Below are 12525 nucleotides of genomic sequence, written 5' to 3'. Positions count from 1 at the left end.
AAAAATCATGAAGAAAAAATTTCTGATCATACCAACACTTCTTCTCCTGGTCATTGCCGGATGTAAGAAGGGATTTCTGGATACCCGTCCTGATGGGATTGTACTTGAAGACCAGTTACGCGAGGCCTTTGATGTGGCTCCCGAGATAGGAGCGGTGATCTCGAAAGGACAGATCTCCGGTATCTATACCTATATGTATAGCTACAACACGGCCCTGCGTGCCGCCGGGCGTCATGATGACTTTGGACAAAAATCGATCGACCTGAGTACAGATCTGACCGCGGAAGATATGGTGCAAACAGCGCATCACTGGTTTGGGTTTGACTATCTGGTGGATGACCGTCAGGCCACTTTTGCCCGTGTTTTTACCAATTGGAATTTTTATTACCGCATCATCTATAGTGCCAATCAAATACTGGCACCGATCGATCTGAATACAACTGATCCTGCTTTGAAATCGATAGCCGGACAGGCGCTGGCTTTACGCGGATGGAGTTATCTGAACCTGGCCCAACTGTTCCAGGTTACTTATAAAGGAAATGAAATGGCCAAAGGTGTTCCCATTTACACTTCATCCTCTGACCTGAGCTCAAAAGGCCGCGGTACACTGACAGATGTGTATACCCAAATTGAAGCGGACCTGACCAAGGCCATTGATCTGCTTGCGGGATGGACAAGGACAAGCAAAGAACAGGTGAACCAGGCAGCGGCCAGAGGTATGCTGGCCCGTGCTTATTTGAATATGGAAAGATGGTCGGATGCTGCTACCCAGGCCGCTGCTGCCCGTCAGGGATTAAGCCTGATGAGCACCGCACAGTACACGGCGGGTTTTAGTGATATCAATAACCCCGAATGGATGTGGGGTGGTGATCTGAACAGTAATACGTCTACCATCTTCGCTTCGTTCTTCTCTCATATGGATAATACCAGTCCGGGTTATGCAGGTGCCCTTGGAATATATAAAGCCATCTCCAGAAAACTTTATGACAAGATCCCGGCGACCGATGTTCGAAAAAATAATTTCAACAGCCCGGTTACCCCGAGTGTTCCAGGTTTACCTGCTTATGTGCAATTGAAGTTTCGTGACCCGGGTGCCTGGGTAGGCGACTATGTGTACATGCGTGTAGCTGAAATGTATCTCATCGAAGCGGAAGCGCTTGCCATGTCTGGTCAGGAAGTGCAGGCACGTCAGGTATTGTATGATCTGGTCAGTAAAAGAGATGCCGCATACACCCTTTCCACCAATAGCGGAGATGTGTTGGTTGATGAGATCCGCACGCATCGCCGGATTGAGTTGTGGGGTGAAGGATTTAACCTGAATGATTTCCGTCGTTGGAAAATTGCGGTGGATCGTACCGGAAGTAACCATAGGGCGGATGCCGTTCTTACCCTGCCAGTTGGAGATAAAAGGTATTATTATCAATTACCTCAGTCTGAATTGGATGCCAATATCAATATACCTGCGGCGGATCAGAACCCGTGATGAATGTACAATTTGAGGATTCGAGGATTTGGGGATTTGAAAATGGAGAGTCGTTCATTTTCAAATTCCCAAATCCTCAAATTCCCTGATTCCCCTAACCTCTTTCCCATCTTTTAATTCACTGCTCATGCGATTCAAATCTTTACTTCTTTGTCTATCTGCCTTTCTCCTGTTCTCTTCACTGGCAATTGCCCAGCAGGTAGTACAGGGTCGGGTCATGGCTTCTTCCGGCATTCCGCTTGCCGGTGTCAGTATCAGTATCAAGGGGACAGATGGCGGTACATCCTCCGATAATGAAGGGCGCTACCGCATCAATGCCGCCAACAATGCTGTACTCGTATTCACCATGGTGGGGTATACGCCAAAGGAGGTCGTTGCCAATGCCAGCACCCTTGATGTGACCCTCGAACCCGTTCTGGCCAATCTGCAGGAAGTGGTTGTAACCGGATATACCACTCAAACGCGAAAACAATACACGGGTTCTGTTGCCCGGATATCCGGTTCTGATGTCAACCTGCAACCCATTGGTTCCTTTGATCAGTTATTACAGGGACGTTCACCCGGCCTGTTGATCCAAAGTCAAAGCGGGCAACCCGGTTCCGCCGCATCGGTCACCATTCGCGGAAAAGGCTCTGTATTGGGTGGTACTCAACCACTCTATATTGTTGATGGAATTCAGGTGACCGGGGCTGATTTCCAGGGTATCAATCCGGCCGACATTGAAACCTACAATGTATTAAAAGATGCGGTCGCAACAGCCCAATACGGTTCACGGGGTGCCAATGGCGTTATCGTGATCACCACACGGCGGGGAAAAAATGCAAAGACCCGGTTGAGTTATGATTTTCAATATGGCACACAAACCTTACCCAAGAGTCAACTCGACCTGATGACCTCACGGGAAAAACTGGATTATGAGTTGTTTTACGACCGCCCCGATGGACTCAACCCATTTGGTTGGTCACCCGATGATGTGGATAGTTTGTCGAAGATCGTCGCCAATTGGGATGATGCCGTTTTCCGTAAGGCCAAAACCCAACAACATGTGTTGAGTGCTACCGGTGGAAACGATAAAACCCGTTTCTTTCTTTCCGGTTCGGTATTTGATCAGCAGGGGCTGGTACGTGCTACCTCTCTTCGCCGATATACCGGCCGCGTCAACCTCGATCATACTGCCGGTGCAGTTAAATTCAGTTTGTCCACCACCCTGGGTGTATCCACGGCCACCAATACCGATGAGAATGACAATGTCATCTCCACGCCGTTGAATGCATACCGGTGGACCCTACCCTATATCACACCCTATTTACCAGATGGCAGTTTTAACCTGCTTGACCCGGGTGGAAACCCCAACCCTTTACCAGAGCTTTTTTTGAATACAAACAAGAACAGGCAACTCAAAGGTATTGGTGTGGCCAGTATTGAATACCGGGCACCGTTTATGAAAGGGCTTTCTGCCCGTACCCAATGGGGTATTGATTTTACCGATAACCAGGGAGAAAATTATATTGACCGCAACACACAGGAAAATAATGTGGTTCCCGGTGGCGGAGGCGCCTTGCAAGTAACCAATCTGAGAAGAGTGCGTACCACGGGGACCACTTCCCTGCAATATGAAAGAAAATCAGGTGACCACAATTGGGGAATCGGTCTTTACCAGGAGATCGTTAAACGTAAAACCGAAACCAATGGTTTCTTTGGTTTTGGTTTGGTGGGACCCATCCGCAATGCCTCGGGTATTACCCCTGGCAATGCCACCAATAATTATATACCAGTCGTCAATGGAAATGTTACTGAAGATGCGCTGTTATCTTATTTCACCATTGCCAATTATGATTACCAGGGAAAATATTTTGTAAACCTGACCGGAAGAAGAGATGGAAGTTCACGTCTGGCCGAAGGCAACAAGTTTGTTAACTACGGCGGAATCGGTTTGGGTTGGGCTGTTACGGCCGAACCCTTTATGCAACAACAACAGGTTTTCAATAACCTTAAACTCAAATTCAGTTATGGTTCTGCCGGTAACGCAGATATTGGTAACTCATACGAAGCGCTGGAACAGTTTGGACCCGTGTCGTACAATGGTGCTCCGGGATTATCACTGGTCAACCTGAGAAAAGATCAGTTAAGCTGGGAGACAAGAACCACTGCTAACCTGGGTGTAGAATTTACCACGATGAAAAACCGGCTTTCCGGTTCCGTTGAATTATTTAACAGCATTACACGCGGGCTTTATCTGAACCGACTGCTTTCTTCTACCAATGGCGTAGGGAGTATCCTGACCAATCTGGGACAGTTGCAAAACCGCGGTATAGAACTTTCGCTGGATTACAACCTGGTAAACCAGGGTGGATGGAACCTGAATGTGTTTGCTAACTGGACAGGTAACCAAAGTATCATCAAAGCCCTGGATGGCAACAATGAGATCATCACCGGTATCAACATCAACCGTATTGGTTCAGTGGCCAACAGTATCTATCTGGTCCGGTATGCGGGGGTTGATCCCGACAATGGGGATGCCCTGTATCTGAAAGCTGATGGGAAAACCATTACCAACGTATATGATCCTTCGGATGCCGTGATCGTAGGCCAGTTTGACCCCAAAGGTTTTGGTGGCTTTGGCACTTCTGTTTCTTATATGGGTGTGGAGCTTTCGGCCCTATTCACTTACCAATACGGATACCAGGTGTTCAATCAGGCGCGGGTGGATCTGGAGAACCCACAGTACTGGTTCTCTAATCTTAATCGCGATCTGTTGCGTGAATGGCAGAATCCCGGAGACATCACCGATATACCCTCACCCTTTAGTGATTTTCAGGCAGCAACTACACGCTTTTTGGAAAAAGGAGATTTTCTCCGGTTCCGGAACCTGACCCTGAGTTATTCCCTGCCCAATAAATTACTCGGCAAATGGGATATGACCCACCTGCGTGTATTTGCCCAGGCGCAAAACCTGCATACCTGGTACAGTTTCAAAGGTTATGACCCCGAAGTATTTACGGGCATCTTAACCGGTGCGGTTTATCCGGCATTGCGTGTGTTTACAATGGGGGTAAGTGTAGGGCTATAAACATGTAGGATATTATTTATTCATAATTGATTATTCATTTCTGCGATAAGCATTTGAATATTTTATAAAAAACGCAACAAATGAGAAACAAAATATCGTTGCTGTTGATGATAGTTACAACAGGTTTAGTGGTTGTTTCCTGTAAAAAGGTGGTGGACCTGAAACCCACCCACACCATAGATGGGGACCTGTTCTTTAATACCGTCGGTGATTATGAGTTTGCCCTGAATGCGGCTTATGACCGGCTCAAGCAAAACAGTATGTATGCCGGCGTCAATGGAGGGAGTATTTTTCTCTGTGCCGTGGATGTAGCCGGAGACAATTTCTATGGGGGCCCTGCCAACCTCGGCGCGATGAATCCCTATTTCCGGTGGAACTACACAGCGGATGAGGCTTCGGTGCAAGGTGGATGGGATGCTGTCTATAATGTGATTCAGCAAGCTAATATCACCCTTCGCGGGCTACAGCGATTCCGGGCAACCGATCCGCTGACTGTAAACCGTATTGAAGGACAGGCAAGAGCCTTGCGCGCTTATATGCATTTTGAAGCCATGCGCTGGTGGGTGGATGATTACGCCCGTAATTCTCAGGAACCCGGTATACCTTATGTAGACACTTTCAACGTGGAGTTGATGCCTGCCAGAGGGACAGTGGAGCAAACTTATGATGCCATGGAAGCGGACCTGAAAATAGCAAAAGAGCTACTGTCGGATATCGATGAGCCCATACAATCCATCAGTTCCGCAGCTGCCACCAACCGGGCCTATATTGATTCACTGGTTTGTAATGCCATGCTGGCCCGAATGTACCTGTATGCCGGGGAGGCTGATAGCGCGATAAAATATTCCAGCATGGTGATTGCCGCCAGGCCTCTGGCAAATACCGCGGAGTTTCCATTGATATGGCAGGATGGAACTACCCGGGAGGTCGTCTGGTCCATTAAATTCCAGGCAGGGGATGCCGCTTTGGCGAGAGAGATATATCAACCTGCGGGTGACCAGCTATCCTGGAGACCGGTGAGCGCCTTATTGAACCTGTATGATCCGGCTGATGTACGTTCCGCAGCCTATTGGGTAAATAGAAACGGGCGTATGGTATTAAATAAGTATTTCGCCAAGACCACGGCGGGTGCCAGTCCAGACGGAGTGACCGACTACAAAGTATTTCGCACCGGGGAAATGTATCTGATCCGTGCCGAAGCCAGAGCAAACAAAGGACTCGATGCCGCCGCACTGGCTGACCTTAATGCGTTGCGCGCTGCCCGCAATGCCGCCACAGGAACGGAATCGGGTACTGCCTTGCAGATAGCCATTGCCATCGAACGTAGAAAGGAACTCGTGGTAGAAGGTCATCGTTTCTTTGATCTGAAACGCACCACACGCAGTATAAGCCGCACTCAAAACTGCAGCAGCTTTTGCAGTCTTGGATCCGGCAGTCGTGCCTGGAACCTCCCCGTTCCCCAAACAGAAATGATCGCCAATGACAATATGGAACAAAATCCCGGATACTAATTCAAATCAACGAACATGAAAAGAAAATTATTCTCCGTTAGTTCAACGATCCTTATACTGGCTTTGGCGCTGATTGGTTGTAAAAAAAATAATGTGTTTGGTGACCTCACCCCCAATACGGACCGGGTGATCGCTGAATTCAGTGACCCTTCGCCTGAACGTACATTGGCCATGGATTTTTCCACCACGGAGAAAGAAGTGACGGTGGCTGATCTGCGTTTGTTCATCCGGTCAAAACCCAGCGGAAATATCTCCGTAAAGTTTGCCGCAAGCCCCACCATTGTAGCCGACTACAATACAGCCAATGGCACAAGTTATGTGGCCATTCCTCAAAGCCTTTTCCAATTTATCAATACTGAGTTGGTACTAAATGAAACCGAAAGGGAAAAACCCGTTCGCATCAAACTAAAACCATCCGACCTTGTGAATGACTCCTATGCGTTGGGATTGACCATAACCGAAGTGATGGATGGAGAGATCAGTGAAAGAAGTTATCAGCAGTTCATCATCCTCTCTGTAAAAAACAAATACGATGGGTTGTATGAGGTAACAGGTTCCTGTGTGGACCTTTTAGGAGTGTACACCGGTATTTACCCCAGCGTGAATGTGGGGCTGCGTACCGCGGATGCCATGTCAGTAGATTACCTGAACCCCGATTTTTCCGTTGGCCCGCCGCTGAATGAAAATGCCTACATCATTGAAAACGCAACAACGGGCGCCTTCGCCTGGTTATTCTCACCGCGTTTTGTATTTGACCCCAATACGGATAAGGTAGTTGACATACTGGATAATGATGGAGGTGCCTCGACCGGGGTCGTGGATCCTTCGGGACCCAATCAGTTCACAGAGAACGGCCCGGACGATAAAGTGTTCACGATAAAGTACAATGTATTTGGAAGATTCACGATAACAGAGACATGGACCTATACCGGACCCCGCTAATAAACATTCAAGTAGTTGAAGTAATGGTTCAGGAGTGAAAATTCATGGACGGGTAATACATAAAATGAGAATAGAAAAGAAGAAAGTACTTTTATCCCATAGCAATTAAATACAGGATTACCGATCATAAACGTTTTCTCATGTGTAGGTCAAATTTTTGACCAAGCAGGTGGTTGTCTAGCCGGCCTGCTTCTTTTTTTTTACCAGGATTGTGGGAGTAATGGATTTGAAGGATTGTGTAAATCCTTAAATCCAAAAAATCAATCCCGGTAACCCTTAAATCTTAAAATCCTGGTCCAGACTGGTGTTTGCTATTCCCCCCAAACGTTATCTTCTCCCTTGATCCATTTCTTCACCAGGTCTGTGGTTACCGACTTGGGTCTTTCAATCGGCATACCCAGGGCGCGGTCCCAGATTAGGCTGGTCAATACGCCGAGTGCACGACTTACGGCAAACAGTACGGTATAGAACTCATATTCTACCATACCAAAGTGTACCAGTAAGGCGCCGCTATGCGCATCTACGTTGGGCCATGGATTTTTGATCTTGCCCATGGATTGAAGAATAGGAGGTACCACTTCATATATATTCCACACGGTGTTAACCAGCGGATCATCGGGCATATGTTCTTTACCAAAAGCCATTTGGGCGGTAAACCGGGGATCGGTCTTGCGTAACACCGCGTGGCCATAACCGGGAACCACTTTCCCTTCGCTGAGTGTTTTCTTAACGTATTCAGCAATCTGTTCTTTGGAAGGAGATTTTGTACCCAGGCTATCCTGCATTTCAAATATCCATTTGATCACTTCCTGGTTGGCCAGTCCATGCAAGGGTCCGGCAAGACCATTCATTCCTGCTGCATAGGAAAGATAAGGATCAGCCAATGCGCTGCCCACAAGGTGGGTAGCGTGTGCCGATACATTTCCTCCTTCATGGTCAGCATGAATGGTCATATACAACCGCATCAGTTTTTTGAAACTGTGATCTTCGTATCCCAGCATATGCGCAAAGTTCCCGGCCCAGTCAAGCATACCGTTGGGCTCAATGTGTTCACTGTTCTTGTATTTTCTACGGTAGATATAAGCGGCCACACGGGGAAGACGCGCGATCAATACCATCGCATCATCAAAAGTTGGCTCCCAGTATTCTTTTTTATTGATCCCTTTGGAATAGGCCTTCTGGAAAAAACTTTCAGTTTGCAAAGCCATCACCGCTGCTACAAACATCGTCATGGGATGGGCATGGAGAGGAAAGGCGTCGATGGTACGAAAAACATGCGAGGGCACATGCGAACGACGTTGCCAGATCGAAGTAATGTATTCCACATCCTCGTCAGATGGCAATTCACCCAGCAGCATCAGGTAAAACAATCCTTCGGGCATGGGTTCGGTACCTCCTTTAAATTTCGGAAGTTTTTCCCGGAGTTCCGGAATGGTATATCCGCGAAAACGAATCCCTTCCTGTGCATCAAGCAGTGAGGTTTCTGTTACCAGCCCTGTCATTCCACGCATCCCCTGGTAAACCTGAGACAGTTGGACCTCTCCGATCACTTTATTCCCATGCTCTTTGAGGATCTCTTTGATCTCGGTTGCTGCCGCTTCCGCTTTTACTTTGAACCTGTCCTTTAGGATACCCATATACTAAGATTTAACAATAAAGATAATATGAAGGCGCTTAAAAATACTGTTACCTAAGGCACAGAACAAATTATTTGTCAGAAAGTTGAAAAAATGAAGGGCAAATCATTTCGGGGTCTTTCGGTAAAGCCAATAGGCCACGGCGGTGAACAGAATATTTGGAATCCAGGCCGCGAGTAAGGGAGGTAATCCGGCATTGGTGGAAAAAACGGTGGAGAATCGGTCAGACAACACAAAAAGGGCGGCAATGATAAAGCCTAATGCCAGGTGAAGCCCGCTGCCTCCACGGGTTTTCCGGCTGGCGATGACCGCGCCGATCAGGGTCAATAATAAAACCGCAGCCGGGGTGGCGGTGCGGCGATAAAGTTCCACTTTGTATGTGTTCAACCCTTCCGATCCACGCATGGACTGGCTCCGGATAAACCGTTTTAATTCGGGGGTGGTGAGTTTATCTTTCAGGTACTGGTCCTTTTTTAATTCATCGGGTTTGATGGAAAGGTCCAGAAATTTTTCAGGCAGCAATTGAACCCTCTCTCCCATGCTGTCCACAATTCGTTCCACCGCATTTTGGGCCTGCCATTTCTTTTTGGCAGTATCCCAGCGAAGCAGGTCAGCCCGAAGATTGTAGCTGATCTTGTCTCCCTTGATCCGGTCCATAAAAAAACCCATAGCGGTTTTTGAACCGGTATCATAATCTTTAAACCCAACATAGGTATTTGTATCCGCACGCCGATAGGTCATGGACTTCCGGTCGTTGAAAGTAGAGGGGTTGTTCTGGTCCACATAACGGGTTTGAAAATCACCTCTTTTCTCATTGCCTTTTGGAATGATGATGCGGTTGGCATAATAGAGCATCAGGCCAAGCAGGATACCACCCACCAGATAAGCCCGCAGAAACCGGTTGTAGCTGGTGCCACTGGCGAGGATAGCGATGATCTCACTCCTTGTCGCCATCTGACTGGTAAAGAATATGGAGGCGATAAACACAAAAAGAGGGAAAAGCAGACCCCAGATCCAGGGAATAAAACCCGACCAGTAAGCAGAGATCAATTGCGTCGTGCTAAAGCCGGATTTTACAAAATCGTCCGCCTTCTCACTGCTATCCACGGCGACGGCGATCACGGTAAATAACAGGAGACAAAAGAAGAAAGTTACCAGGAGCTTACGAAGTATGTACCAATCCAGCTTTTTCATCCGCTGCGAAGTAAATGAATATTAGCCAAAAACCCGGGCGAATGCCTGTTAGGAATCCCCTAAAACCCCTTGGCTACCCGATTCATTCGGGGAAATTTACCTTTCGTGTAAGTTTTTCTTCCGTTGGTCGGTTTTTGGTTGAAAAAGCCCCTTTCCCTGAAATATTTTTGCCCCCTCAACGACAAACAGAGAAACGACTTAACATGAAACGAATGCTAACAGGCCTGTTAGGCCTTATCCTAACCCTCAGTACCCAGGCCCAAACCATCAAAGGGATGGTAAAGGACGAGAATGGCAAGCCCCTGGCTGCAGCAAATACCACTTTGCACCGCGCCAATGATTCCTCCCTGGTAAAATTTACGGTGACCAATGGTGAAGGCGGCTATGAATTTGCCGGGATCGGTGAAGGGAATTACTTTGTACAAATCACCCATGTAGGACATGAACCAGCTAAAACAGCTGTTTTTTCCCATAAAAATTCAGGCGAATCTCAAGTACCTGTTTTGACCATGCAAAAACAAGGTACCAGCCTGCAGAATGTAACGGTGGTGGCCCGCAAACCCATGATCGAAGTAAAGGCCGATAAAATGGTAGTGAATGTGGAAGGAACGATCAATGCTGTGGGCAATGATGCGCTGGAGCTATTGCGCAAATCGCCCGGTGTACAATTGGACAAAGACGACAATATCAGCCTCTCCGGAAAAAACGGCGTGCAAGTGTATATTGACGGCAAGCCTTCTCCCCTTTCCGGAGCCGATCTTACCGCCTATCTCAAGAGTATGCAATCCTCGCAGATCGAAACCATTGAGATCATAACCAACCCTTCTGCCAAATATGATGCTGCCGGTAACGCGGGGATCATCAATATCCGGTTAAAGAAAAATAAATCCTTTGGTACCAATGGCTCGATGAATGCCGGTTACAATATTGGCACCTTCCCCAAATACAATGGTGGCGTGAACCTGAACCACCGTGATAAGGGGATCAATATCTTCGGCAGCTATAATTACAACTGGAACAAGAATACCAACCAGTTCTTACTGTACCGTGAACAATTGGATACACTCTTCGATCAGCGCAATACCATGTTTGGGCGCAACCGGAGCCATGGCTTCAAAGCAGGGGCTGATCTTTTTCTCAATAAAAAAAGCACGATCGGTGTGCTGATCAATGGAAACATCAGTCAGAATGAAATGAAGACCGATAGCAAGACCCCTATTTCCTATATACCAACGGGAGTGGTTGACCGAATTCTTACCGCCAACAATGAATCAGAGAATAAACGGAACAATGTCAATTTCAATCTGAACTACCGCTATGTTGATACAGCAGGTCGCGAACTGAACATGGATGCCGACTATGGTCTGTTCCGGATCAAATCCGATCAGGTTCAACCCAACGTATATTACGACCCGTCGATGACCAATCAACTTAGCGAAGCGATCTACAATTTCATTTCTCCCACAGATATTGATATCTATACCTTCAAAGCCGATTATGAGCAGCCTTATAAGGGTGGTAAACTGGGGGTTGGGTTAAAGACCTCCGTGGTAAGCACCTCCAACAATTTTGCCCGGTTTAATGTGATCGGAAATTCCAAGGACCTCGATGTGGACCGGAGTAATCATTTTGATTACACCGAAAATATCAATGCACTCTATGTGAACTATAATAAATCCTTTAAAGGGTTCGCTATCCAGGCTGGCCTTCGCATGGAAAATACGAACAACAAAGGTGAGTCCTATGCACTTTTCTCCAATGGCAGTATCAATGAAGGAAGTGGTACCACTCCGCTTGACCGGAATTATACCAACCTTTTTCCAAGCGCTTCGGTGACCTTTAATAAGAACCCCATGAAGCAATGGAGTTTTACCTACAGCCGTCGGATCGACCGGCCGGCTTACCAGGATTTGAACCCCTTTGAATTCAAGCTGGATGAATACACTTTCCAGAAAGGAAATACCGACCTGCTCCCCCAATACACCAATAGCTTTGGCATCACCCATGTGTATAAATACAAACTGACCGCCACGCTGAACTATAGCCATGTGGCCGATATGTTCACACAATTGGTGGATACAACCGAAAACTCAAAAACCTTTATCACTAAAGAGAACCTGGCCAACCAGGACATTGTCAGCCTGAACCTGAGTTATCCATATATGTACAAGTCCTTTATGGCCTTCATGAACCTCAATACCTTTTACTCGATGTACCAGGCTGATTTTGGAGGTGGTTCACGTAAGATCGACCTGGATGTTTTCTCCTTTACTTTTTACATGCAGAACACCATCCGGTTTGGTAAGAAGAAAGCCTGGACCGGTGAGTTGAGTGGCTGGTATGCAGCCCCCAGCATCTGGCAGGGTACCTTTAAAAGCCGCCGGATCTATTCGATCGATGCAGGTATGCAAAAGAACATCCTGAAAGGAAAAGGAAACCTGAAAGCTTCAGTAAGCGATATCTTCCGCACCCTGCGGTGGAATGGAACCAGCAATTTCGCCGGACAACTTACTGTGGCCAGTGGCAACTTCGAAAGCCGTCAGTTCAAAATAAACTTTACCTACCGTTTTGGTAACAACCAGGTTAAAGCCGCCCGTCAGCGAAATACCGGCGTAGATGATGAGAGCAAACGCGTAGGTAGTGGAGGCGCGGGAGGAATCGGGCAGTAAGGAAATAAGGAATCAGAAA

General features: G+C 47.3%; 7 protein-coding genes. 5 read left to right on the top strand and 2 right to left on the bottom strand.

The genetic code is table 11. The features are described from left to right. Positions 1-7: 7 nt before the first annotated feature. From J0M30_06660 to J0M30_06645, 4 genes are all read left to right on the top strand, one after another. Entirely contained in the window at positions 8-1483 is a 1476-nt protein-coding gene (locus J0M30_06660; protein MBN8667172.1) for a RagB/SusD family nutrient uptake outer membrane protein, read from the top strand. A 127-nt stretch (positions 1484-1610) separates the two neighbouring features. Further along, positions 1611-4553, top strand: a complete 2943-nt coding sequence (locus J0M30_06655; GenBank protein ID MBN8667171.1) for a SusC/RagA family TonB-linked outer membrane protein — start codon at positions 1611-1613, stop codon at positions 4551-4553. Positions 4554-4633: 80 nt separating this feature from the next. Continuing rightward, positions 4634-6064, top strand: a complete 1431-nt coding sequence (locus tag J0M30_06650) for a RagB/SusD family nutrient uptake outer membrane protein (GenBank protein ID MBN8667170.1) — start codon at positions 4634-4636, stop codon at positions 6062-6064. 15 nt (positions 6065-6079) lie between these two features. After that, positions 6080-7006 carry a DUF1735 domain-containing protein gene (locus tag J0M30_06645; GenBank protein ID MBN8667169.1) on the top strand — a complete coding sequence of 309 codons (927 nt, stop codon included), beginning with the start codon at positions 6080-6082 and terminating at the stop codon, positions 7004-7006. Between the two features lie 311 nt (positions 7007-7317). Here the strand turns inward: J0M30_06645 and J0M30_06640 are convergent, their stop codons facing one another. Continuing rightward, positions 7318-8643, bottom strand: a complete 1326-nt coding sequence (locus tag J0M30_06640) for a citrate (Si)-synthase, eukaryotic (protein MBN8667168.1) — start codon at positions 8641-8643, stop codon at positions 7318-7320. Positions 8644-8748: 105 nt separating this feature from the next. Then, positions 8749-9837 (bottom strand): LptF/LptG family permease, encoded by a 1089-nt coding sequence (locus J0M30_06635; GenBank protein MBN8667167.1) that lies wholly within the window; start codon positions 9835-9837, stop codon positions 8749-8751. A 203-nt stretch (positions 9838-10040) separates the two neighbouring features. Between J0M30_06635 and J0M30_06630 the strand changes: the two genes are divergently transcribed. Beyond that, positions 10041-12506 carry a TonB-dependent receptor gene (locus J0M30_06630; protein ID MBN8667166.1) on the top strand — a complete coding sequence of 822 codons (2466 nt, stop codon included), beginning with the start codon at positions 10041-10043 and terminating at the stop codon, positions 12504-12506. Positions 12507-12525 lie beyond the last annotated feature (19 nt).

This window comes from Chitinophagales bacterium (assembly GCA_017303415.1).
Classification (GTDB): Bacteria; Bacteroidota; Bacteroidia; order Chitinophagales; family Chitinophagaceae; genus SpSt-398.
Note: the sequence above shows the minus strand (reverse complement) of the source record. Positions and strands in the feature narration are given on the sequence as shown.

Coding starts and splice junctions, on each gene's coding strand:
- J0M30_06660 (MBN8667172.1), top strand. CDS start 8: ATGAAGAAAAAATTTCTGATCATACCAACACTTCTTCTCCTGGTCATT.
- J0M30_06655 (MBN8667171.1), top strand. CDS start 1,611: ATGCGATTCAAATCTTTACTTCTTTGTCTATCTGCCTTTCTCCTGTTC.
- J0M30_06650 (MBN8667170.1), top strand. CDS start 4,634: ATGAGAAACAAAATATCGTTGCTGTTGATGATAGTTACAACAGGTTTA.
- J0M30_06645 (MBN8667169.1), top strand. CDS start 6,080: ATGAAAAGAAAATTATTCTCCGTTAGTTCAACGATCCTTATACTGGCT.
- J0M30_06640 (MBN8667168.1), bottom strand. CDS start 8,643: ATGGGTATCCTAAAGGACAGGTTCAAAGTAAAAGCGGAAGCGGCAGCA.
- J0M30_06635 (MBN8667167.1), bottom strand. CDS start 9,837: ATGAAAAAGCTGGATTGGTACATACTTCGTAAGCTCCTGGTAACTTTC.
- J0M30_06630 (MBN8667166.1), top strand. CDS start 10,041: ATGAAACGAATGCTAACAGGCCTGTTAGGCCTTATCCTAACCCTCAGT.